The organism is Paraburkholderia sp. 2C (genome assembly GCF_054589215.1).
The window spans coordinates 320,605-344,613 of record NZ_BAAILL010000036.1 but is presented as its reverse complement, the minus strand read 5'-3'; the positions used below and the strand labels follow the sequence as shown (position 1 = coordinate 344,613).

20 protein-coding genes and 1 tRNA gene are annotated in these 24,009 nt (G+C 63.4%); 8 read left to right on the top strand and 13 right to left on the bottom strand.

The window, feature by feature from the left end:
* Nucleotides 1-32: 32 nt before the first annotated feature.
* From ACYPXD_RS14150 to ACYPXD_RS14135, 4 genes are all read right to left on the bottom strand, one after another.
* Nucleotides 33-1,682, bottom strand: coding sequence for an ABC transporter ATP-binding protein (locus ACYPXD_RS14150; protein ID WP_459713310.1), 1,650 nt, complete (start codon nucleotides 1,680-1,682; stop codon nucleotides 33-35).
* 8 nt (nucleotides 1,683-1,690) lie between these two features.
* Nucleotides 1,691-2,797 carry an ABC transporter permease gene (locus ACYPXD_RS14145; protein ID WP_459712213.1) on the bottom strand — a complete coding sequence of 369 codons (1,107 nt, stop codon included), beginning with the start codon at nucleotides 2,795-2,797 and terminating at the stop codon, nucleotides 1,691-1,693.
* Between the two features lies 1 nt (nucleotide 2,798).
* The gene (locus tag ACYPXD_RS14140) at nucleotides 2,799-3,839 is read right to left on the bottom strand and encodes a microcin C ABC transporter permease YejB (RefSeq protein WP_459712210.1); all 1,041 of its coding nucleotides are present in this window, start codon (nucleotides 3,837-3,839) and stop codon (nucleotides 2,799-2,801) included.
* Between the two features lie 93 nt (nucleotides 3,840-3,932).
* The gene (locus ACYPXD_RS14135; RefSeq protein ID WP_459712207.1) at nucleotides 3,933-5,912 is read right to left on the bottom strand and encodes an extracellular solute-binding protein; all 1,980 of its coding nucleotides are present in this window, start codon (nucleotides 5,910-5,912) and stop codon (nucleotides 3,933-3,935) included.
* Nucleotides 5,913-6,186: 274 nt separating this feature from the next.
* On the opposite strand from ACYPXD_RS14135, the gene fabI reads away from it, so the two are divergent.
* Nucleotides 6,187-6,981: an enoyl-ACP reductase FabI gene (gene fabI, locus ACYPXD_RS14130; protein ID WP_459712205.1), complete on the top strand. Its 795-nt coding sequence runs from the start codon at nucleotides 6,187-6,189 to the stop codon at nucleotides 6,979-6,981.
* A gap of 159 nt (nucleotides 6,982-7,140) precedes the next feature.
* Here the strand turns inward: fabI and ACYPXD_RS14125 are convergent, their stop codons facing one another.
* Nucleotides 7,141-7,470 (bottom strand): hypothetical protein, encoded by a 330-nt coding sequence (locus ACYPXD_RS14125; RefSeq protein ID WP_459712201.1) that lies wholly within the window; start codon nucleotides 7,468-7,470, stop codon nucleotides 7,141-7,143.
* 189 nt (nucleotides 7,471-7,659) lie between these two features.
* On the opposite strand from ACYPXD_RS14125, the gene ACYPXD_RS14120 reads away from it, so the two are divergent.
* Nucleotides 7,660-7,944 carry a hypothetical protein gene (locus ACYPXD_RS14120; RefSeq protein ID WP_459712198.1) on the top strand — a complete coding sequence of 95 codons (285 nt, stop codon included), beginning with the start codon at nucleotides 7,660-7,662 and terminating at the stop codon, nucleotides 7,942-7,944.
* A gap of 42 nt (nucleotides 7,945-7,986) precedes the next feature.
* Here the strand turns inward: ACYPXD_RS14120 and ACYPXD_RS14115 are convergent.
* The 6 genes from ACYPXD_RS14115 to cysS form a co-directional block, all read right to left on the bottom strand.
* Nucleotides 7,987-8,080: transfer RNA gene (locus tag ACYPXD_RS14115), tRNA-Ser, on the bottom strand.
* A 206-nt stretch (nucleotides 8,081-8,286) separates the two neighbouring features.
* Nucleotides 8,287-9,537, bottom strand: coding sequence for an aspartate kinase (locus ACYPXD_RS14110; protein ID WP_459712195.1), 1,251 nt, complete (start codon nucleotides 9,535-9,537; stop codon nucleotides 8,287-8,289).
* A 597-nt stretch (nucleotides 9,538-10,134) separates the two neighbouring features.
* Complete coding sequence (tilS, locus tag ACYPXD_RS14105) at nucleotides 10,135-11,661, bottom strand: tRNA lysidine(34) synthetase TilS (RefSeq protein WP_459712193.1); 1,527 nt, start codon at nucleotides 11,659-11,661, stop codon at nucleotides 10,135-10,137.
* Between the two features lie 278 nt (nucleotides 11,662-11,939).
* Nucleotides 11,940-12,911, bottom strand: a complete 972-nt coding sequence (locus tag ACYPXD_RS14100) for an acetyl-CoA carboxylase carboxyltransferase subunit alpha (RefSeq protein ID WP_459712190.1) — start codon at nucleotides 12,909-12,911, stop codon at nucleotides 11,940-11,942.
* A gap of 278 nt (nucleotides 12,912-13,189) precedes the next feature.
* Complete coding sequence (locus ACYPXD_RS14095) at nucleotides 13,190-14,209, bottom strand: DNA-3-methyladenine glycosylase family protein (RefSeq protein WP_459712187.1); 1,020 nt, start codon at nucleotides 14,207-14,209, stop codon at nucleotides 13,190-13,192.
* Nucleotides 14,210-14,256: 47 nt separating this feature from the next.
* Nucleotides 14,257-15,654 carry a cysteine--tRNA ligase gene (gene cysS, locus ACYPXD_RS14090; protein ID WP_459712184.1) on the bottom strand — a complete coding sequence of 466 codons (1,398 nt, stop codon included), beginning with the start codon at nucleotides 15,652-15,654 and terminating at the stop codon, nucleotides 14,257-14,259.
* A gap of 371 nt (nucleotides 15,655-16,025) precedes the next feature.
* Between cysS and ACYPXD_RS14085 the strand changes: the two genes are divergently transcribed.
* From ACYPXD_RS14085 to ACYPXD_RS14070, 4 genes are all read left to right on the top strand, one after another.
* Entirely contained in the window at nucleotides 16,026-16,751 is a 726-nt protein-coding gene (locus ACYPXD_RS14085; protein WP_459712179.1) for a tetratricopeptide repeat protein, read from the top strand.
* 143 nt (nucleotides 16,752-16,894) lie between these two features.
* Nucleotides 16,895-17,476, top strand: coding sequence for a peptidylprolyl isomerase (locus ACYPXD_RS14080; protein ID WP_459712175.1), 582 nt, complete (start codon nucleotides 16,895-16,897; stop codon nucleotides 17,474-17,476).
* Between the two features lie 65 nt (nucleotides 17,477-17,541).
* A complete protein-coding gene (locus ACYPXD_RS14075) occupies nucleotides 17,542-18,036 on the top strand; it encodes a peptidylprolyl isomerase (RefSeq protein ID WP_459712172.1) in 495 nt (164 codons plus the stop codon).
* Nucleotides 18,037-18,258: 222 nt separating this feature from the next.
* Nucleotides 18,259-19,056, top strand: a complete 798-nt coding sequence (locus ACYPXD_RS14070; protein ID WP_459712169.1) for a UDP-2,3-diacylglucosamine diphosphatase — start codon at nucleotides 18,259-18,261, stop codon at nucleotides 19,054-19,056.
* A gap of 100 nt (nucleotides 19,057-19,156) precedes the next feature.
* On the opposite strand, the gene cysE is transcribed toward ACYPXD_RS14070, so the two are convergent.
* Together cysE and ACYPXD_RS14060 are read right to left on the bottom strand one after the other, a co-directional pair.
* On the bottom strand, nucleotides 19,157-19,960 hold the full coding sequence (gene cysE / locus ACYPXD_RS14065) for a serine O-acetyltransferase (protein ID WP_459712166.1): 804 nt from the start codon (nucleotides 19,958-19,960) through the stop codon (nucleotides 19,157-19,159).
* A 400-nt stretch (nucleotides 19,961-20,360) separates the two neighbouring features.
* Nucleotides 20,361-21,215 (bottom strand): RNA methyltransferase, encoded by an 855-nt coding sequence (locus tag ACYPXD_RS14060; RefSeq protein WP_459713308.1) that lies wholly within the window; start codon nucleotides 21,213-21,215, stop codon nucleotides 20,361-20,363.
* 344 nt (nucleotides 21,216-21,559) lie between these two features.
* Here ACYPXD_RS14060 and ACYPXD_RS14055 point away from each other — a divergent pair, with 344 nt between their 5' ends.
* Nucleotides 21,560-22,363, top strand: a complete 804-nt coding sequence (locus tag ACYPXD_RS14055; protein ID WP_459712163.1) for an inositol monophosphatase family protein — start codon at nucleotides 21,560-21,562, stop codon at nucleotides 22,361-22,363.
* Between the two features lie 170 nt (nucleotides 22,364-22,533).
* Nucleotides 22,534-23,832: a lysophospholipid transporter LplT gene (gene lplT / locus ACYPXD_RS14050; protein WP_459712160.1), complete on the top strand. Its 1,299-nt coding sequence runs from the start codon at nucleotides 22,534-22,536 to the stop codon at nucleotides 23,830-23,832.
* Nucleotides 23,833-24,009 lie beyond the last annotated feature (177 nt).

Sequence of the window (24,009 nt, the reverse complement as noted above, 5' to 3'; positions counted from 1 at the left end):
GAAAAATACAATTGAGAAAGACATACAATTGGTTACAACAGTGAATTTTCACCACCCGACGCGGCGTTCAGCAGCTTTCGGGTGTAAGGATGCGATGGCGACGCAAAAATTTTCTCAACGTCGCCGCTCTCGACTATCGAACCATTTTTCATGACCGCGACACGGTGCGCCATCGCACCGATCACCGCCAGGTCGTGGCTGATAAATATAAAGCCGAGGTTATATTTCTTCTGCAAGCCGGCGAGCAGCTTCAGCACCTGCTGCTGGATCGACACGTCGAGCGCGCTGGTCGGTTCGTCGAGAATCAGAATGCGCGGCTCCAGCACGAGCGCGCGCGCGATCGCGATCCGCTGCCGCTGGCCGCCCGAGAACTCGTGCGGATAACGGTAGAGCGCGGTGCGGTCGATGCCGACCTCGCGCAACACCGACACGACCTTCTCGCGGCGCGCCGCCGCGTCGAGCTGCGGCTGATGCAGCGCCAGGCCCTCGCCGACAATCCGTTCGATCGTGTAGCGCGGCGACAGCGAGCTGAACGGGTCCTGAAACACGACTTGCAGGTTCGAGCGCAATGCCGTCCTTTCGCGGCCGCGGTAGCTCGCGAGCGCCCTGCCCTGAAATTCGATCGCGCCGCGCGTGACGCGCTGCAGGCCGAGCAGCGCCATCGCGAGCGTCGACTTGCCCGAGCCCGACTCGCCGACGATGCCGAGCGTCTCGCCCTGGCGCACCATGATCGTCGCGTCGTCGACGGCGCGAAAGCGGCCCGACTGGAACCAGCCGGCCATGCCGGGCAGCTTCGTCCTGAAGTCGACCGACACCTCGCGCGCATCGAGCAGCACCGGCGCGATCGGCAGCACGGGCACCACCTCGCGCCGCGGACGGCTTTCGAGCAGCCGCTGCGTGTACGGATGCTGCGGCGCTTCGAACACCTGCTCGACGGGTCCGCTTTCGACGAGCACGCCCTTTTCCATCACCGCGATACGCTGCGCGAAATGACGCACGAGGTTCAGATCGTGCGTGATCAGCAGCACGGCCATGCCGCGCTTTTGCGCTTCGGTGCGTTGCAGGTCCAGCAGCAGTTCGACGATCTGCGCGCGGATCGTCACATCGAGCGCGGTGGTCGGTTCGTCGGCGAGCAGCAGGCGCGGCCGGCACGCGAGCGCCATCGCGATCATCGCGCGCTGCCGCTGCCCGCCCGAGAGCTGATGCGGGTAGCTGTTGACCCGCTTGCCGGGCTCGTCGATGCCCGTGCGCCCGAGCAGTTCGACGGCGCGCTTGCGCGCCTCGGCGGCCGACACGCCGTCATGCAGCACGATGGTTTCCGCGATCTGCTCGCCGATCGTGAAGAGCGGGTTCAGGGCCGTCATCGGCTCCTGGAAGATCATCGCGATATCGGAGCCGCGCAGGCCGCGCATCGCGCGCTCGCTTTTCGCGAGCAGGTCTTCGCCGTCGAAGCGGATCGCGCCGCTCGTTTGCGCATCCTGCAGCAAACGCAAAACGGACAGCGCGGTCACGCTCTTACCCGAGCCCGATTCGCCGACCAGCGCAACGCGTTCTCCGCGCGCGATCGAAAGCGAGACGTCGTTGACCGCGATCGTGTCGCCGAAACGCACGTTCAGATGGTCGATTTCCAGCAGCGGCGCATCGGCATCGTGCGGCTCGTGTGGATCGCGCCGGTTTGGCATCGCGTCGCTCACTGGTTGCCTCCGGCGCGCATCGCATCCGACAGACGCGTATCGAGCGCGTTACGCAGCGCGTCGCCCATAAAGGTCAACAGCATCAGCGTGACGACCAGCACGCAGAACGTCGACATCGAGATCCACCACGCGTCGAGGTTCGCCTTGCCTTGCGACAACAGCTCGCCAAGACTCGGCGTCGGCGGCGGAACGCCGAGGCCGAGAAAATCGAGGCTCGTCAGCGCGAGGATCGCGCCGCTCATGCGAAACGGCAAAAACGTGATGACAGGCGTAAGGCTATTCGGCAGCACATGGCGCCAGATGATCTGCCAGTTCGACAGTCCGATCGCGCGCGCGGCGCGCACATAGTCCTGCTGACGGTTGCGCAGAAACTCGGCGCGCACGTAGTCGGACAGGCCGATCCAGCCGAACAGCGACAGCAGCACGATCAGCAGGATAAAGCCCGGCTCGAAGATCGACGCGAAGATGATCAGCAGATAGAGCTCCGGCAGCGCGCTCCAGATTTCGATCAGCCGCTGGCCGACGATATCGGTCTTGCCGCCGAAAAAGCCCTGCACCGCGCCCGCGAGCACGCCGAGCACGGTGCCGATCAGCGTCAGCACGAGCGCGAACTCCACCGACACGCGAAAGCCGTACACGAGCCTCGCGACCAGATCGCGGCCCTGCGCGTCGGTGCCGAGCCAGTTGTCGCGCGACGGCGGCGCCGGATTCGGCACCTTCGAAAAATAGTTCAGCGTGTCGTAGTAGTACGGATTCGGCGGATAGACCGCGAAGTTGCCGTTCAGCTCGAAGCGGTGCCGGATATACGGGTCGAGATAATCGGCGGGCGTCGGGAAATCGCCGCCGAAGGTGGTTTCCGGATACGTCTCGAAGAGCGGGAAATACAAATGGCCGTCGTAGCGGACCACGATCGGCTTGTCGTTGCACCACAGCGGCGCCGCGAGGCTCGCCGCGAACGCGACGATAAAGACGATCAGACTCCAGTAGCCGAGCCGCTGCTTTCTGAAACGCATCCACACGCGACGCGCGGGCGTGGGCGAGACGAACGCGCGCACCGGCGTGTCGCGCGAAATCGGTTCGGCATCGGTACGGACGCGGCTCAAGTCAGCGCTCCAGTTGTTCGAATTGAATGCGCGGGTCGACCCACACGTAGCAGAGATCGGAAATCAGCTTGGTGACGAGACCGATCAGCGTGAACAGATACAGCGTGCCGAGCACGACCGGATAGTCGCGCCGCGTCACCGACTCGTACGACAGCAGGCCGAGACCGTCGAGCGAGAACAGCGTCTCGATCAGCAGGCTGCCGGTGAAGAACGCGCCGATAAACGCGGCCGGGAAGCCGACGATGAGCGGCAGCAGCGCATTGCGAAACACGTGCTTCCACAGCACGCGGCGCTCGGACAGGCCCTTCGCGCGCGCGGTCAGCACATACTGCTTGCGGATCTCGTCGAGAAACGAGTTCTTCGTGAGCATCGTGACGACCGCGAAGCTGCCGACCACCGAGGCGACGATCGGCAGCGTGATATGCCAGAGATAATCGAGCACCTTGCCGACCAGACTCAACTGATCCCAGTTGTCCGAGGTGAGATTGCGCAACGGAAACAGTTGCAGAAAGCTGCCGCCGCCGAACAGCACGAGCAGCAGCACGCCGAGCACGAAACCCGGAATCGCGTAACCGATCAGCACGATAAAACTCGTCGCCACGTCGAAATGCGAGCCGTTGCGCACGGCCTTGGCGATGCCGAGCGGGATCGATATCAGATAGGTCAGGAAAAACGTCCAGAGCCCGATACTGATCGACACGGGCAGCTTCTGCACGATCAGCGACCACACGCTCTGATGGCGGAAATAGCTTTGCCCGAGATCGAAGCGCGAAAAGCGCTTGAGCATGAGCCAGTAGCGTTCGAGCGGCGGTTTGTCGAAGCCGTATAGCGCTTTCAGTTGCGCAACCTGCTGCGCGTCGACGCCGCTATGCGCGCGCAGCCCGAACGGCGTGCCGCCCTCCGCGCTGCTGCGGCGCAGTTCGTGCACGGCCTGTTCGACGGGGCCGCCCGGTACGAACTGGATCACGATAAACGTGACGGTCAGCACGCCGATCAGTGTCGGGATCATCAGCAACAGACGTTTGAGGATGTAGCTCCACATGGTGGCGATCCGGTGGGGTGAGGCAGTCGATCGAAAGGCGTTGCGAGGGTGTGGCGAAAACCGGGCGTCGCGGCGCGCTTACCGGGCGGCGCGCTAGTGCGAGGCCTGTGCCGCTTGTTGCACAGATCGTTGCACAGATCGTTGCGCAGGCTGTTGTGCGGACAGAGGTGGCGCAAACCACCACATCGACACGATCCACCCTTCCGCCGAATAGTACAGCGGCAGGGTCTTCGGCCATGCCAGCCCGCGCTTGAACGCGACCCGGTGTGTCGCGCTGTACCACTGCGGCACGACATAGTAACCATGCATCAGCACGCGGTCGAGCGCATGCGTCGCATCGCTCAGCTGGTCGAGCGTCTGCGCGCCGACGAGCGCACGCAGGATCGCATCGACGGCCGGCGACCTGAGACCGATCAGATTGCCCGAGCCGGGCTCGCTGGCGGCCTTGCTGCCGAAGCGGTCGACCATATCGGAACCGGGCACCTGTGTATCGGGATAGCGCAGCGTCGTCACATCGAAGTCGAAGGCGTCGAGACGTTTCTGATAGACGGCGAAATCCGCTACGCGTGTGCGCGCCGTGATGCCGAGCTTTTGCAGGTTACGGATATACGGCGCCATGACGGGCTCGAAGCTCTGCGCGGAGCCGGAATCGTCGAGAATCTCGAATTCGAACGGCTCGCCTTTCGCATTTCGCAACGCGCCGTCGCGGTAGGTCCAGCCCGCCTGCGCCAGCAGCTCGCGCGCCTTCAGCAGATTCGCGCGCAGCGAACTGGGCGGATCGGTATCGGGCTGCACGGGCGGCAAGCCGAACACCGAAGGCTCGAGTTGCGCGCGGTATGGCTCGAGCAGCTTCAGTTCGCCCGGCGACGGCAAGCCTTTCGCCTGCCAGTCGGTATTCGCAAAAAAGCTGTCGAGGCGCTTGTACTGGCTATAGAACAGTTGCCGGTTGAGCCACTGGAAGTCGAGCGCGAGATCGAGCGCCTCACGCACGCGCACGTCCTGGAACAGCGGGCGCCGCTGGTTCAGGATAAAGCCCTGCATACCCGTGCCGTTGTGCTGCGGAAACTCGCGCTTGATCAGTTCGCCGTCGTCGAATTTCTTGCCGACGTCGCGCCGCACCCAGCTGCGCGCGATGTATTCGACGAGCGCGTCGTACTCGCCGGCCTTGAACGCTTCGAGCCGCGCAGTCGGATCGCCGTACAGCTTGTACTGGATGCGATCGAAATTGAACATGCCGACGCGCACCGGCAACGTCGCGCCCCAGTAGTTCGGGTCGCGCTTGTAGGTGATGTTGCGGCCATTGTCGTACTGCTCGATCAGATACGGTCCGCTGCCGATCGGCTTTTCGAAAGCGAGCTGATCGAACGATACGCGGCTGCCGTCGGGTTTCACGCCCCACTTGCGCGAAAACACCGGCATGCTGCCCGCCAGCAGCGGCAGTTCGCGATCGCGCTGCTTGAACTCGAAGCGGATCGTGCTCGCATCGACGACCACCGCGCGCGAAATTTCGGCGAAATATGCGGCATATTGCGGCGCGGCTTTCGGGCTTTTCAACGTGTCGAACGAGTACTTCACATCGTCGGCGGTCACCGGATCGCCGTTCGAAAAGTGCACGCGAGGATTGATATGGAAGGTGGTCGACAGACCATCGGGCGCGACATTGATGTCGTCCGCCAGCAGACCGTAGGCGGAGGCGACTTCGTCCGAACTGCCGGTGGTCAGGCTTTCGAACAGCACGTCGATGCCGGGCGCCGCATTGCCGCGCAGCGTGAACGGATTGAACTTGTCGAAGCTCGTCTGCCGGTTCGGATTCGCGAGCACCAGGGTGCCGCCTTTCGGCGCATCGGGGTTCACGTAATCGAAGTGTTTGAAGTCCGGCGGGTACTTCGGCTGGCCGTATTGCGCGATCGCGTACGCGGCGAAGGCCGGTGGCGTGAAGAGAAGCGAAGCGAACAACACCCATGCGCTCCGCTTGTTCGCGATTCGCGCAGCGCCCTTCTCATCGAACAGCGCACGCAACACGATGCGCATCGGCGCGCGAACGGATTCAAGCCATCGTGAGTCGAGCGTCATGGTGCCTTGTTCGAAGAGAGTGCTGGACGTGCAAGGGGCGGTGCCGGGTGCGGTAACAAGCGCGGTACCAGGCGCGGTAACAAGCGCAGTAACAAGCGCAGTAACAAGCGCGGTAACAAACGCGGTAACAAACGCGGTAACAAACGCGATGTCGCGGTGATATCAAACGCGACGCCAGGGCCCGCCCATTGCAATGTGAGAGAATTCTACCCAAAATCCCGCGCACGACCGCTCCAGGCGGACATGCGGCGCACCGACCTCATTAGGAGAATTCATGGGCTTCCTCGCTGGTAAACGTATCCTGCTGACTGGCTTGCTGTCGAATCGTTCCATCGCTTACGGTATCGCGCAGGCCTGCAAGCGCGAAGGCGCCGAACTCGCGTTCACGTATGTCGGCGATCGCTTCAAGGATCGCATCACCGAGTTCGCCACCGAGTTCGGCAGCAGCCTGGTCTTCCCGTGCGACGTCGGCGACGATGCGCAGATCGACGGTCTCTTCACCTCGCTCAAGCAGCACTGGGACAGCCTCGACGGCCTCGTTCACTCGATCGGCTTTGCGCCGCGCGAAGCGATCGCCGGCGACTTCCTCGACGGCATGACGCGCGAGAATTTCCGCGTCGCGCACGACATCTCCGCGTACAGCTTCGCGGCGCTCGCGAAAGCCGCGCAGCCGATGCTGTCGAACGACGCGGCGCTGCTCACGCTCACCTACCTCGGCTCCGAGCGCGCGATTCCGAACTACAACACGATGGGTCTCGCGAAGGCATCGCTCGAAGCGAGCGTCCGGTATCTCGCGGTCTCGCTCGGCAACAAGGGCGTACGCGTGAACGGCATTTCCGCGGGCCCGATCAAGACGCTCGCGGCGAGCGGCATCAAAGGCTTCGGCAAGATTCTCGATTTCGTCGAAGACAATGCACCGCTCAAGCGCAACGTGACGATCGAACAGGTCGGCAATACGGCGGCGTTCCTGCTGTCGGATCTCGCGGCCGGCGTCACGGCGGAGATCGTGCACGTCGACAGCGGCTTCAATGCGGTGGTCGGCGGCATGGCGGCGGCCGCGGCGGAGTAAGCTATCCCCGGCTCTACGCCGGAAGCGCGCCGACTCGCGACCGCCGCGTATCTGCGGCGCGCATCTCGTTGCGTGCGCAGCCGCATAAAAAAACCGCCCTTCAAGGGCGGTTTTTTCTGCTAGTCGACGCGTACGCGGTGCTGAACTGCGCACCCAGGCTCAGTGCCAGTTGCCGTGGCCGTGATCATGGCCGTGATAACCACCGCGGTATCCGCCATGATGGCGATACCACTCATCGCGGCCCCAGTAGCGGCGACCATCCCAGTAGCGGTTGCCATGCCAGCCGATCACGATCGCAGGCGGTGCGTACACCGGAGCCGGCGCATACACGACGGGCGGCGGAGGCGCTGCGTACACGGGAGCCGGCGCATAGACCGGTGCGGGGATGCCGAGGTTGATACCAACATGCACTCCTCCAGCCATCGCCGCGCTCGACGCGCCGATCGCGAGCGCGCCGACCAGTAACGTAACAAGACGCGTGGTCTTCATGTGTTCACCTATTTTGCGAGTGTGTGTGTTTGTGTTGTCGACTACCTGCGTCTCAATATAACAAACGAAGGCCGCTAGCATATTTCAACTTTGTAATAACTGATGCACAAAATGGCGTCTTCCCCTTGCTTGTAACGCGCAGTTACAGGCGACAGGGTTTGGTGACGCAACCGCGCGCCGCGCCCCGATGTGACCGATGTTGCGTGTCTTATCGGCACCACTGCGGAAAACTTGACGGTGCAACGCACGCCGATGCTCGATGCCTGTCTGGCGACTTCGCTGCTCCGGGTCACCGGTCGAAATACTGCGCAGAAACGCGCGGTCATTGGACTCGCCCTTTCGCGCGCTTTGCGGGTTCGCGTATCGCCTGGTATCGCCTGGTATCGCCTGGTTATCCCAGGTAATCACGACATCGATTTCGCGATGCTCAGCTCGGTGGATGAAACCGGAAGCCACAAAAACAAAACCCCGTAAGTCCGAGAACTTACGGGGTTTCACCGCCAAATACTCACGTACTGGCGGAGACGGAGGGATTCGAACCCTCGATCCAGGTTTTGGCCCAGATGCTCCCTTAGCAGGGGAGTGCCTTCGACCTCTCGGCCACGTCTCCCAAACCTTCGCTCGCGCCAGGGAGGCAGCGCGACGAAGCCAAGATGATAGCGGGTTCAGGATGACAGGTCAATTTCCCTGGCACAATTTTTATGCCAGCGGTGTCACTGCACTGTCATCGCGCGAACCTGCCGCACGAACCTGCCGCACGAACCTGCCGCACGAACCCACGCATACCGCCATCGACACCGTCGAACCGACGCGCGATCAAGCCTGATCGAGTTCGAACGCCTTATGCAGCGCGCGCACGGCGAGCTCCATATATTTCTCGTCGATCAGCACCGAGATCTTGATTTCGGAGGTCGAAATCATCTGGATGTTGATGCCCTCTTCCGACAGCGTGCGGAACATCTTGCTCGCGATGCCCACATGCGAGCGCATGCCGACGCCGACCACCGATACCTTCGACACCTTCGGGTCGCCGAGCACCTGCTCCGCCGAAATATGGCCCTTCACCTGATTCGTGAGGATGTCCATCGCGCGCTGATAATCGCCACGGCCGACCGTAAACGTGAACGCCGTCTTGCCCTCGACGCTCTGGTTCTGGATGATCATGTCGACATCGATATTCGCCTCGGCGATCGGACCGAGGATCTGATACGCGATGCCCGGCTTGTCGGGCACACCCATCACGGCGATGCGGGCTTCGTCCCGCTGAAACGCAATGCCGGAGATGACTGCTTTTTCCATGGTCTCGTCTTCTTCAAAAGTAATCAGGGTGCCCGAGGACATTTCGCTTTCGAGCGGCATCAGCGGATCGGTCAGGCTCGACAATACGCGCGTCTTGACCTGATATTTGCCGGCGAATTCCACTGAGCGGATCTGCAGGACCTTCGAGCCGAGGCTCGCCATTTCCAGCATCTCCTCGAAGGTCACGCGATCGAGCCGGCGCGCTTCTTCGACGACGCGCGGGTCGGTTGTGTAGACGCCGTCGACGTCGGTGTAGATCAGGCACTCGTCGGCCTTGAGCGCCGCGGCCACCGCCACCGCCGACGTATCCGAACCGCCGCGGCCGAGGGTTGTGATGTGGCCTTCGGGATCGATGCCCTGGAAGCCGGTGATCACGACGACCTTGCCCGCATCGAGGTCGCGCAGCACGCGCTCGCCGTCGATATCGTTGATGCGCGCTTTCGTGAACGCGCTATCGGTTTTGACCGGCACTTGCCAGCCCGTGTAGCTGACCGCGTCGACGCCTGCGTCGTGCAGCGCGATCGACAGCAAACCGACGCTGACCTGCTCGCCGGTCGACGCGATCATGTCGAGCTCGCGCGGGCTCGGCTGACCGGAAATTTCTTTTGCGAGACCGATGAGGCGGTTCGTTTCGCCGGACATCGCGGACGGCACGACGACCATCCGGTGGCCGGCCTTGTGCCATTTCGCGACGCGCTTCGCGACGTTCTTGATGCGCTCGACCGAGCCCATCGAGGTGCCGCCGTATTTGTGTACGATGAGTGCCATTGTCGTTTTTAAACCGTAGGAAAAGCTGGAGACGCTTCAAACGCTTGATGCGCGTCACGCCCGCACGTTGAGGACGGACCACACAGCTGGAAGCACAACGTTCTGGAACGACGGCGAGGTGTGCGGCGCGAAGTTAGCGTGCGCGTCACGCGCGGAATTGCCCTTTGATTTGCCCTTCCCTTCGACAGGAAGCGGATCGGAACCGATCCGGTCACGCCGCAATCCTGCTCCGGATACGCGCCCTGTAGGGCTCGTGGCGGCGGTAGTGCGGCGGTTTGAGCGGGGCGCGGATGATGCGCCGCTCGCTGCTTGACCTCAGTCGACCTTGATCGACCTTGATCGACCGTGAAATCGGCCTTGAATCCGACGGTGAATCGGCCTGAACCGGACCCAAACCGCTAAAAAACGGTGTGCAAAGCAGGTCGGGCAAACAAGCTACCCTACCTGAAGCGACGCGAATTGACAAGTCGAACGCGTCGCAAACGCTTGAGGGGAAAGGGTTTAACCGTGGGTTTAACCTTGGTTTAACCGTGGGTTTGACCGCCGGTTTAACCGCGTGCGTGCCGCGCATGGGCAACGCCGTGCGGCGGCACGCGCTCAGGCAATCAACAGATCTTCGCGCCAGTCGATCCGTATCCAGCGGTCGGCGGATGGGGCGGCGGCGGTGCCGCCCTCTTCGCTCGCGTGCGGCGCGTGTTTCGTGTCTCTTGCGCTTTTTGCATGGCCCGCATGCAATGCGTCGAGCGCCGTGAGATTCACCCCGAGCAGCGGCACGTACAGCAGCAACTCGCCTGCATAAAGCAGCGGCACATCGCGCTTCCACGACGGCACGCCGCGCTCCTGAAACAGATTCTTCAGCGTGCGGGTCGGCCCGTGCGCGTCGCAGCGCATGCGCTCGCCGCCGCTGCGTGCACGGGCAAACAGCGGTTTATTCATCAGCAACGCAGCGGGAATCGCGGATGGGTCGCCGCGCGCCGGTGAACCGGACGCCGCAGCATCGGTGGCCGGCGCTTGCGCGAACACAAACGTTCCGCGCCACGCCGGCAAGCGCCAGACTGCTTCACCGCGCCACGTCAATTCGCTGACAGGCCGCTCGGTCAACGCGGTCTCGTCGGCGGCATCGCGGCTGTCGCCGGCTTCCCAATAGATTTGCCCGCGATAGCTGCGCAGCGTCTGACCCGCATGATCGATGCGCAGGCCATGATCGTCGCGCGCGTCGCGCAACTGCCGCAGCGCATCGGTGAGCCGCGCCGTCGATGCGGCCGGCAGACCGAGCGTGCGCATCCAGTAGCGCAGCAGATTGAGCGCGCGCTCGTCGTCGAGTTCGAGCAGTGCGGCACGCGACAACGCGTGCGCGTCGCCATCGCCGGCAACGGATTGCATGTCGATGCGCGCAAGTTCGTCGACGAGGCGCTGCGCGGCGCCCGCATGCGCGGCCGTGCGTGCGAGCGCGTCGCGAAAGCCTGGAAAATGCACGGCAAGCTGCGGCAGCACGTGATGACGCAGCGCGTTGCGCGCAAAGCGCGTGTCGGCGTTCGATTCGTCGTCGATCCAGCGCAGCGCGCGGCCGTGCGCGTAGTCTTCGAGTTGCGCGCGCAGCAGGTGCAGGAACGGCCGCACGCGCGTCACCGCCGCCCCGGCGGGCCGATGCTCGGGCGCCATCGCCGCGAGCCCCGCGAGGCCCGCGCCGCGCAGCAATTGCAGCAGCACCGTTTCGGCCTGATCGTCCGCGTGCTGCGCGAGCCAGATGCGCCGCACGTGCTCGCTGTCGCACAGCGCGTCGAGCGCACGATAACGCGCCTCGCGCGCCGCGGCTTCGATACCGATACCCGCGTCGCGCCGCACTTCAACGTGACGTGCCGCGAACGATACACCGCGCGCCGCCGCCTGCTCTTCGCCGTGCGCGAGCCAGCGGTCGGCATTCGGACTCAAGCCGTGATGGATATGGAACGCGACGCAGCGCGCAGCGCCTGCGACGCGCACGGCTGCATCGAGCAGCACGGTCGAATCGAGGCCGCCGCTGTAGGCGATGGCAATGCGTGTATCGGCGGGCTCCTGGACGAGCACGGCTTCGATCGCATCGAGCACGAGGCGATCGGCGGCGGGGTCAGAAGAAAAGTTCACGGCAAGGAGTCACGATGCGAGTCACACACCACCGATGCGCGGCAAAGGCCCGTCACATGCGCCACACGCTCATGATACGTGCAGCGCGCTGGGCGCACGACCGCGCGGTGGAAAACTCGCCACGCGGTCGATCCTCGCCGCCTCGGCATAGCGCCGGTGATGGACGGGAGACCGACCGTCATCGCGGTCTACCTCGTGGCGCAATGAGCACGCAGTGAGCACGCAGTGAGTACGCAATGAGCACGCAATGAGCGCACGAAGCACGGCGCGCCCCGCGCTTATGCGCCCGGCGTCGTTTCCTTGAATTTGCCGTACGACATCAGCCGGTCGAAACGGCGCTGACGCAGGTCATTGACGCTCATGCCCTGGAACTGACGCAGCGAATCGGCCAGCGCGCGGCGCAGCAATGCTGCCATCCCTTTCGGATCGCGATGCGCGCCGCCGAGCGGTTCGTTGACAATCTTGTCAATCAGCGAGAGCGCCTTCAGACGATGCGCGGTCAGACCGAGCGCTTCGGCCGCTTCCGGCGCTTTCGCGGCGCTCTTCCACAGAATCGATGCGCAGCCTTCCGGCGAGATGACCGAATAGGTCGAGAATTGCAGCATCAGCACGCTATCGCCCACCGCGATAGCCAGCGCGCCGCCCGAGCCGCCTTCGCCGATGATCGTCGAAATGATCGGCGTTTTGAGTTCGGCCATCACATACAGATTGCGGCCGATCGCCTCGGACTGGCCGCGCTCTTCCGCGCCGATGCCCGGATACGCGCCCGGCGTGTCGATAAACGTAAACAGCGGCAAGCCGAATTTCTCGGCAAGACGCATCAGACGCTCGGCCTTGCGATACCCCTCGGGGCGCGGCATGCCGAAATTGCGCAAGGCGCGCTCTTTCGTATCGCGCCCTTTCTGATGACCGATCACCATGCAGGGCTGGCCATTGAATCGCGCGAGGCCGCCGACGATCGACAGATCGTCCGCATACGAGCGGTCGCCATGCAATTCGTGGAAGTCGGTGAACAGTTCGTTCACGTAGTCGAGCGTGTACGGACGCTGCGGATGACGTGCAATTTGCGACACCTGCCACGGCGACAGATTCGCATAAAGATCCTTCGTGAGCTGCTGGCTTTTCTTCGACAGCCGCTCGATCTCTTCCGAAATATCGACGGCCGAATCGTCCTGCACGAAGCGCAATTCTTCAATTTTCGCTTCGAGCTCGGCGATGGGCTGCTCGAAATCCAGAAAGGTGGTCTTCATTGGTTTTTAATCCTTCGACTTACCGGCAGCGCGTATTCTAACCGCGCCCGCCGCTGTCCAAATCGTCCCAAAACTATTAAATCTCGAAATTCGATAGCACGCGCTCATGCGCCACGCTCGACGCCGCCCGGAGGGCGGGTGGGACGTCGCGCGCAACAGCCTTTATGGTGCCTTGTGTTGAGGCCTTTATGCGGATCGCCGTGTGGCGCGCCGCACATTCGGACGCAACGAGCGAGCGCCGACTCGCGACACCCACTGCTTAAATGCTTCGCCAGCGGTTATTCGTCTGCCGGCAGCGGATCGAGACTGCGCCACATGTACCATGTCGCGACCGTGCGCCACGGCTCCCAGTTCGCCGCGACCTCGCGCGCTTCGCTGCGCGTTACCGGCTCGCCGCTGAAGTAATTGACGCTGATCGCACGAATCAGCCCGAGATCGTCGAGCGGCAGCACATCGGGGCGCGACAGATTGAAGATCAGGAACATCTCCGCGGTCCAGCGGCCGATGCCGCGAATCTGCGTCAGCTCCGCGATCACCGCTTCGTCGTCCATCGACGTCCACTTGCCGACGTGCAACGCGCCCGATACGAAGTGTTGCGCAAGGTCGAGAATGTACTCGGTTTTGCGCTTCGACAGCCCGCACGCGATCAGCTTCGCGGCGCCGAGCCTGATGATCTGCTGCGGCACGAGCTTCGGACATGCGCTTTCGATGCGCTCCCACACGGCTTGCGCACTCGCTACCGAAATCTGCTGACCGACGACCGAGCGCGCGAGCGTGACGAACGGGTCGCCGCGGCTCAACAGATGCACGGGCCCGAACTTCGGAATCAGCTTCTTCAGAATGCGGTCGCGCTTGACGAGATCCACACACGCCCTGTCCCAATACGCAGGCCGCGTGACTTCGGGCGCAAGGCCGCCGATCTGCACCGGCACCGCGACTTCGGTATCGACGGACGCACGCGTCTTGCGTACGACCTCGCCTTCGTGAAGCGTATCCGCTTCGAACGTCTGCTGCGTGCCCGCGAGTTCGGCGGGCAACTCGCCATTGCCGCTCGCCGCAGCCTTCGCGCGCGAGCGCGACGCCCTGACCGGCGTTGCTTCAGCCGGGCGTGCCGCACCGTTCAACACACGCTTTGCCGCCGCCTTGCGCGGCGTTTGCGTGCCGCCCTTCGCCGCGCGCTTCACCTGATGTTGCGCCGCGTTTTGCGCGGCGTTGTCCGCGCGCGCACGTTTGACCGCAGATGCCGTTCTGGTTTGAGACGCGGCACGTTTAGCCGGCGTCTTCGTGGCCGTTGCCATCCTGCCTCCTGCCTGGTGAGTCGATCAGAGTGAAAAACGAGGTGCGCTCACACGCGCCGCCACTCGGTCAACCCACCGGGTTTGTCTTCAAGTGCAACCCCGGCTTCGAGCAACTCCGCGCGAATCCGGTCTGCCTCGGCATAATTTTTTGCCTGCTTCGCGGCAACGCGCGCGGCGATCTTCGCCTCGATCTGCGCCACCTCGAGCCCACCCTCTTTCACCCTGCCTGCCGCTTGCTGCAGGAACTCGCGCGGCTCACGGTCAAGGAAACCGATTACATGCGCGAGCTCACGCAATTGCCGTGCTAATGCCGGATCCCGCGTGCGATTCACTTCACTCGCGAGTTCGAAAAGCACGGCGACCGCCACCGGCGTATTGAAGTCGTCGTTCATCGCCTCGCGAAAACGCATTGCGTGCGATTCGTTCCAGTCGAGCGAGGCGCTGTCGGCGCTCACATCTTTCAAAGCCGTGTAAAGACGCGTGAGTGCATTGCGTGCATCGTCGAGATGCGCGTCGCTGTAGTTGAGCGGCGAACGATAGTGTGCGCGCGCGATGAAGAAGCGCACAACTTCGGCGTCGTATTGCGCAAGCACTTCGCGAATCGTAAAGAAGTTGCCGAGCGATTTCGACATCTTCTCGTTATCGATCTGCACGTAGCCGTTGTGCATCCAGTAATTCACAAACGTTTGCCCGGTCGCAGCCTCGCTTTGCGCGATCTCATTCTCATGGTGCGGAAACTGCAGGTCCTGTCCGCCGCCGTGAATGTCGAAGTGTTCGCCGAGCAATGTGCAGCCCATCGCCGAGCATTCGATATGCCAACCGGGACGGCCGCGCCCGTACTTCGATTCCCAGCCGGTATCGGCGGGTTCGTCGGGTTTCGATTGCTTCCATAGAACGAAGTCGAGCGGATCCTGCTTCGCATCGTTTGCGGCCACGCGCTCGCCCGCGCGCAGATCTTCGAGCGACTTGCCCGAGAGCTTGCCGTAGTCGGCGAACTTGCGCACGGCGTAGTTGACGTCGCCGTCGGCCGCCTGATACGCGAAGCCGTTCGCTTCGAGCTTTTCGATCAGGCCCAGCATCTGCGGAACGAACTCCGTCGCGCGCGGCTCGAGGTCCGGACGTTGCACGCCGAGTGCGTCCGCGTCTTCGTGCATCGCCTGAATGAAACGGCCGGTCAGCGATTTGATCGTCTCGCCGTTCTCGACGGCGCGGCGAATGATCTTGTCGTCGATGTCGGTGATGTTACGCACGTACGTTACGTTGTAACCAAGCACGCGCAGCCACCGCTGCACGACGTCGAACACGACCATCACGCGCGCATGGCCGACGTGACAATAGTCGTACACGGTCATCCCGCACACGTACATGCGCACCACGCCGTCCTGCAGTGGCACGAAAGTTTGCTTGTCACGCGCGAGCGTGTTGTAGATGCGCAGTGATTCCATAGAGAACGATGCGTGGGCCGAAAGAAATCCGCGTTGTGCTCGTTCATGCCGCGCCATGATGCGATGAACCCATGCAACGAACCGCACATGCGACTGATTATGGCGGCAACGGACACATGGTGCGACGACATGATCGGCGGTGTGACCGGAGACCGGACGAAAGCAGGCGGGCAAGCCTCCACTACACAACACTCACCCGGCACAGATTCTTCGGAAACCGATCGCGCACCTGGTGCGGCGATCACACTGCCAGCAAAGCGGAGACGACCACGAGTGGCGAAAGACAGTCTGTGCTTCGACAAAAAAGCGCGACGAAAACGCGCAGACCTTTTGTTAGAATGGGTCGGAGTATAACATCCAGACCTCTCCCTATGAAATCTTCCAGCGGCCGCGCACGAGGCGTCGCGCACATTGCGGCGCTCTTTGCATTTGCGTTGCTGATCGTACCCGGAACGAGCGCCTACGCGCAGAAAGCCGGCGTTGTTGCGCACGGCCCGGCCACACGCGACGCGACACCGGAAGCCGATGCATCGATCGCGCAGAAGAACTGGAGCGCCGCGCTCGCCGAACTCAATGCGCGCATCGCGGAAAATCCGCGCGACGCGCAGGCGAAGTTCAAACGCGCCACCGTGCTCGCACGCATGAATCGCACCGACGATGCGATCGCCGCGTTCACCGAACTGACCGAGACATACCCGGAATTGCCCGAGCCGTACAACAATCTTGCCGCGCTATATGCGAAGCAAGGCCGCTATGGCGACGCGCGCGCCGCGCTCGAAACCGCGACGAAGGCAAACCCCGGCTACGGGCTCGCGTACGAGAATCTCGGCGACCTCTATCTGCGCATGGCCGATCAGGCCTATCGCCGCGCACAGAGTCTCGGCGCCGCGACCGGCGCCACGCAGCAACGTCTTGCCGACATCGAGAAGATCGTGTCGCCGCCGAAGACCACAGCGAAGACGGCGCCCGGCGCATCGGCCGCGACCGACTACACAACGCGCGCCACGTCGAACATCGTGGATACGCCGTCGTTCCAGTTCGGCGGGCCGACGAGCGGTTCGCTTGCCATTCCGCCGTATGTCGCGCCGCCGCGGTGAGCGGTGCGGCTTCTGCTGATGCGCTTGCAGTTCGCCCTTGCAGTTCGCGCTTGCAGTTCGCGTTTTTGATCCGCGCTTGTTTCGCGCTGTTTCACGTTCGATCCGCGCTTATCCCGCGTCTTTTCCCTAACCCGAGGAACTACATGAAACGCTTGTTGTTGGCGCTCGGCAGCGCCGCCCTCGTCGCGAACGCGCCTGCGTTTGCGCAGTCCGCCGCGCAAGCGGCGCATCCGTCTGTCCTTTTCAAGACGTCGGATGGCGACATTCGCGTCGAACTGTATCCCGAGAAAGCGCCGAAGACGGTCGCCAATTTCCTCGACTACGTGAAGTCCGGCCAGTACAACGGCACGATCTTTCACCGCGTGATTCCGGGCTTCATGATTCAGGGCGGCGGCTACACGACGAGCTTCGCCGAAAAACCGACACGCGCGCCGATTCCACTCGAGAGCCGCAACGGGCTGAAGAACGTGACCGGCGCCATCGCGATGGCGCGCACGGGCGATCCGAATTCGGCCACCGCGCAATTCTTCATCAATACGGTCGACAACGCGAATCTCGACTATCCGAATCCCGACGGTAACGGCTACGCGGTGTTCGGCAAGGTCACGTCCGGCATGGACGTCGTGAAGAAAATCGAAGGGACGCCGACCACGTCGCGCGGCCCCATGAGCGATGTGCCGCAAAAGCCGATCGTGATCGAATCGGCGACAGTGGTCAGCAAGTAGTAGTCTGGGAGGGCGCGTTTCTTGCCGCGCCTGTCACTCACCCCGCTTTGATCAAGGAATCCATCATGGTTGAACTGCATACGAACCACGGCGTCATCAAGCTCGAACTGGACGCGGACAAAGCGCCGAAGACAGTCGAGAATTTCCTCAACTACGTGAAGGCCGGCCACTACGACAATACGGTGTTTCACCGCGTGATCGACGGCTTCATGATCCAGGGCGGCGGCTTCGAACCCGGCATGAAGCAGAAGACGACGCAGGCGCCGATCGACAACGAAGCAAACAATGGCCTGAAGAACGTCAAGGGCTCGGTTGCGATGGCCCGCACGAACGACCCGCATTCGGCCACTGCGCAATTCTTTATCAACGTCAACGACAACGACTTCCTCAACCATTCGTCGCCGACGCCGCAAGGCTGGGGCTACACGGTATTCGGCAAGGTCGTCGACGGTCTCGACGTGGTCGACAACATCCGCAAGGTGAAAACCGGTTCGAAGGGCTTTCACCAGGACGTGCCCGTCGACGACGTGGTCATCGAAAAAGCGGTAGTGGTCGAATAACTGGTCGAATGAGCATCGAATAACCGGTCGACGTCGTTCAGGCTCAGGCAAATGTGCGGCGCACGCGATCCACGCGGAATCGGGCGTCGCCAACACACGCATTGCAACGAGGCATGAGGCGTATCGTCGTCGGATCGACGGCGTTACGCCTGTCGTCACACCCGCCACGCGGCTGCAGCTATTCCATAATCGTAGAACGAGCAATCAACAGAAAATACGTCGATGCTGCAAGAAACGCCGCTGCGAAGCGTCGCCGCGGGCGTGCCCGGCGAGGGTAAACGCCCGCACGCCGCACGTCCGTTTTATTTCCTGTCGGATCTGCACCTTTCCGAGGCGATGCCGCGCACGGTCGCCGCGTTCGAGCATTTCATCCGCGTCAATGCCGAGCATGCCGATTCGGTATTTATTCTCGGCGATCTCTTTGAATACTGGATTGGCGACGACATGCTCGCCGAACCGTTTCCCGCGCGCATGGCCGCGCTGATGCATACGCTGTCGGAGCGCGGCATCGCGCTCTATGTGATGCACGGCAACCGCGACTTCCTGCTCGGCAAGCGCTTTATGAAAGCGGCCGGCGCGATCTGGCTGCCGGATCCGTTCGTGATCACGTCGTTCGGCACGCGAATTGCGCTCGCACACGGCGATGGCCAGTGCACCGACGATCGTCGCTATCTGCGTTTTCGCCGCTTTGCGCGCAACCGCTTCGCGCAGTGGCTCTTTCTGCTGTGGCCTTACCGATGGCGCAAGGCGCTCGCGGAGCGCATGCGCCGCGCAGGCGACGAGAACCGCACGCGGCCCGTGTCGCCGCGCTACGACGTGACCCGCGAGGGCATCGCGGCGCTCTTCAAGAAGACCGGCACCGCGACGATTATCCACGGCCATACGCACCGGCCCGCCCGCCATCGCGAAGCAGGCGGCACGCGCTGGGTGCTGCCGGACTGGGACCTCGACCACGGCGAGCGCCGTGGCGGATATCTGCGCATCGATGCGGAAGGGATTCGGGCGCTGCCGCTCGATTGAAGCTGCGGCTTCGAATCGCGCTGCGACAGCGCCACTGGAGCAATACCGCCGGATTAATGCCGCTGGGCCAATACCCGCCCGATCGATACCACTGCGTGCTTCAGTGCGGCTCCGCGCCCGGCTCGACCTTCCCTTCCAGCGCCGCCGATAGGCGCTTCAGATCGAACAGCGCCGCATCGGCGCCCTGCAGCGCCTCGAGGCTCGCACCGAGTCGCTCGAGCGCGGCGACGATTTCGTCGATGCGCAGCGACTGGTTCGCCGCATGATTGATGAGCCCGTGAATGGCAAGCGAGACAGGATCGTCCGCATTCGGTGTGATGCCGTATGCGCAGAATTCCGACCGCGCGGCCGCGGGCTTCGCCGCGTCGGCGGCCCCGCGCGCGGACGCCGCGGGAACGATGACGCGCGCCGGGTTGCCGACCGCGGTGGCGCCCGCCGGCACCGGCTTCACGACAACCGCGTTCGAGCCGATCTTCGCATCCGCGCCGATCGTGAAACCGCCGAGCACCTTCGCGCCCGCGCCGACGATCACGCCGCGTTCGAGCGTCGGATGCCGTTTCGCACCGCGCGTGAGCGACGTGCCGCCGAGCGTCACGCCCTGATAGATCGTGCAGTCGTCGCCGATCGCGGCGGTCTCGCCGACTACCACACCCATACCGTGGTCGATAAATACGCGGCGGCCGACCGTGGCGCCCGGGTGAATCTCGATGCCGGTCAGAAAGCGGCCGACCTGCGAGACAACGCGCGCGATCCAGTAGCGTTTCGCGCGCCAGCACGCATGCGAGAGACGATGCAGCAAAAGCGCATGCAGGCCCGGATAGCACGTGAGCACTTCCCACGCGCTGCGCGCGGCGGGATCGCGCTCGCGGATCGTGGCGATGTCTTCGCGAAGTCTCGTGAACATGGCAGTGGCGCCGTCCTGGAAGTGTCGGGGGATTGTTGCGCCAGACTCGAACAAAGCGCCGCCCAAACATGGGGTGCTATATCGGACTGACTGCTTTGCTTATGACGCTTCCGGCGATTGTAGGTCGATTCGCGCCAGCTCTGCCGATGCCCATTCGGCCGTCAAGGTCGAACCAAATGGTTGCGCTGGCGGCCGTGACGCGGGGTTATGACGCGGGGTTATGACGCGGGGTTATGACGCGGGGTTATGACGCGGGGGCTGTGACGCGGGGGTTGTGACGCGAGGGCTATGACCCGGGGGGCTATGACGCGGGGACTATGACGCGGGGGCTATGACGCGGGGACGGTGACCCGGGGCTGTGATTCCGGGTTGCGACGCAGCGGTCGTGATGCGGCGACATTCAAGGCGCTTCGTTATCCCTTCCTTTAGCTTTCAGCAGGATATGTTTTGCGATGCCGCGCACGATGTTGACCTCTTCGCGCTCGAGCCCCGCGCGCGCAAAGAGCCGGCGCAGCCGCGACATCAGTTTCTTCGGATTGGCGGGATCGAGAAAGTCGAGCGCGATCAAGGCGTTCTCGAGATGCACGAACATGCGCTCCACTTCATCGCTCGCCGCGCGCGCGCCTGCAATCCCGCCCGCGGCGGAAGCCGAAGCGCCGGCCGATACGGGATCGTCCGATGCTTCCTGATACGCGATGCGCAGTTCATACGACAACACCTGCACCGCCTGCGCGAGATTCAGCGAACTGTACGCGGGATTCGCCGGAATATGCGCGAGCGCGCTGCAGCGTTCGACGTCTTCGTTCGATAAACCCGTGCGCTCGTTGCCGAACACGAGCGCGATATCGCCATGTACCGCATGTTCACGCGCGTGCGCAGCCGCGGCACGCGGCGCCAGTTGCGGCGGCCCGTATTCGCGCGAGCGCGCGGTCAGCGCGAGCGACCACTGCGCGCCCGATAACGCATCCGCAAGCGTCGGCACGACGTGCGCGCTCGCCAGCACGTCGTCCGCGCCGCTTGCCATCGCAATCGCTTCCGGATCGTTCTGCACGTTCGCGACGCGCGGCGCCACGAGCACGAGCCGCGAAAAACCCATCGTTTTCAGCGCGCGCGCGGCGGCGCCGACATTGCCGGGATGGCTCGGCTCGACGAGCACGAAGCGCGTCGACGTGAAGCCGCCACGCACGGGACTGGCGCCGTCGGCGGCGGCGGAAGAATCGGATGGGGAACGGAACGTATGCGGTTGGACCACGATGAAAAACGGAAGACGAGGGAGGAGCTATGGTAGCGCCAACTCGTGCCCTCTTTCCACGATCGCGTGGCGCGCCCGTTCGCCGCGGATTGCCCGGCTTCGCGCAGGTTCATGCGCGTGCGGCGCCACGCGCGCGCCCGTGCGCGCCGGAAAGCGGGAGACTCGGGTAAAATCACGCCATTCGCGCGCCAATGTGCAAGCCGGCGCCTCGCTCTTATCCAATTCGTCTTTCGTCGACGGAACATTCGCAAAACGGCTCTGCCCTATCTGCGGTGTACGTTGCGTGGCAGTCCGCTGCCGCCATGCTTTGCTCGCCGTATTCATCATCGGCAAAAGGATCCCGACTCATGCATCCCATGCTCAACATCGCGGTCAAGGCCGCCCGCCGCGCCGGACAGATCATCAATCGCGCGTCGCTCGATCTCGATCTGATCCAGGTTTCGAAGAAGCAGCACAATGATTTCGTCACGGAAGTCGACAAGGCGTCGGAAGCGGCGATCATCGAAACGCTGACCACCGCCTACCCCGATCACGCGATCCTCGCCGAAGAATCGGGCCAATCGGAAAACGAATCCGAGTATCAGTGGATCATCGATCCGCTCGACGGCACAACGAACTTCATTCACGGTTTCCAGTATTACTGCGTCTCGATTGCGCTCGCGCATAGGGGCATCGTCACGCAGGCCGTCGTCTACGATCCGACGCGTAACGACCTCTTCACCGCCTCGCGCGGCCGCGGCGCGTATCTGAACGACCGGCGCATCCGCGTCGGCCGGCGCGACCGTCTCGCCGACGGCCTGATCGGCACCGGCTTTCCGTTTCGCGACAAGAACGGCCTCGGCGCCTACACGACGCTGTTCGGCGAAATGACCGAGGCCTGCGCGGGCCTGCGCCGTCCGGGCGCCGCGGCGCTCGACCTCGCAAACGTCGCCGCGGGCCGCATGGACGGCTTCTTCGAGCAAGGCATCAACGCGTGGGACATGGCCGCGGGCAGCCTGCTCGTGACCGAAGCGGGCGGGCTCGTCGGCAACTACACCGGCGATTCCGACTTCCTGCACGTGCACGAAATCGTGGCGGCGAACCCGAAGATCTACGCGCAGATGGTGCCGATCCTCGCACGCTACAGCCGCACGAAACAGCAAGCGGCGTAACGCGGTCGAACAGGCAAGGCGGCTTCGGCCGCCTTGTCGTTTTTGCGGCAATGTTTGGGCATCGACGTGCTTGCACCGACATTTTCCGCACTGAAATTTTCGCGCGGCCATGTTGCGCGCACTTGCGCCCTTTCCGTCCGAGCTGACCCAAGCCGACCTTGAATCGCTCCATGAAAAAAGGCTTCTACACGATCATCGCCGCGCAATTCGTCTCGTCGCTGGCGGACAATGCGCTTCTGATCGCGGCAATCGAGCGGCTCACGATCATCCGTTCGCCGGCCTGGGTCACACCGCTGCTGCAGATCCTCTTCACGGTGTCGTACGTGCTGCTCGCGCCATTCGTCGGCGCATTCGCGGATGCGCTGCAAAAGCGCCACGTGATGTTCGTGGCCAACGCATTGAAAGCCGCCGGCTGTCTGCTGATGATCTTCAGCCTCCATCCGATGATCGCCTATGCGGTCGTCGGCCTCGGCGCCGCCGCCTATTCGCCGGCGAAGTACGGCATTCTCACCGAGCTGCTGCCGGCCGAACGGCTCGTCGTCGCGAATGCATGGCTCGAATCGGCCACGGTGCTGTCGACGATCGTCGGCACGGTCATGGGCGGCGCGCTGATCAGCACGTATGCGGCGCGCTTCGTCTCGCATGCGCATCTGCCGCTCATCACGACTGCCGCGGACCTCGCGATGCTCGTCGTGATGCTGACTTACGCAAGCGCGGCGGCGCTCAATATCGGCATTCCCGACACCGGCGCGCGCTATGAAAACCGGCTGCACGAGCCGGGCAAACTGGTCGGCGAGTTCGTACGCTGCTTCAACGTGCTGTGGACCGACCGGCTCGCGCAGATCGCGCTCTGGGTCACCACGCTGATGTGGGGCAGCGCGGTCACGCTGCAATTGCTCGTGCTGAAATGGGCCGATGTGAATCTCGGCCTGTCGCTGTCGAAAGGCGCGGTGATCCAGGGTGTCGCCGGCATCGGCATTGCGCTCGGCGCCGCGGCCGCGGCCGCGTGGATTCCGTTGCGCGGGTCGCTGCGCGTGCTGCCGGTGGGCATTATCGCGGGCGTCGTCGCGGTCGCGATGGCGTTCTACAGCAAAGGGCTCTTTCCGCCGGGCGTGGGCTTGCGCGTCGGCTCGATCTTCGCACCGGTTTACATCATCCTGGCCTATCCGTTGATGATTCTGCTCGGCGCGCTGTCCGGCTTCTTTATCGTGCCGATGAATGCGCTGCTCCAGCATCGCGGCGCGACGCTGCTCTCCGCCGGACACTCGATCGCCGTGCAGAACTTCAATCAGAATCTCGCCGTGCTGCTGATGCTCGGCGCCTACGCGCTGCTGTTGACGGCGAAGATGCCGGTGCCGTGGATCATCGCGACGTTCGGCACGTTCATTACGGTGCTGATGTGGCTCGCGAAACGGCATAGCGCGGCCAGTGCGAAAAAGGTCGATCTGGGCGCGATGATTCGCGAGTGATGAAATCGCGCGCAACCTGGCCATCCGGCCAGCTTCACACCGGCTGCCGAAGGGTTAAACTCTCGCCCTGAACCGCAACGCATTCAAGACACCGAGGATGGGCATTCAAATCGCAGCTGACGAAGCACCCCGAGCATCCGGAGCCCCTGGCACACCCGGAGCCCCTGCCAGCGCCGC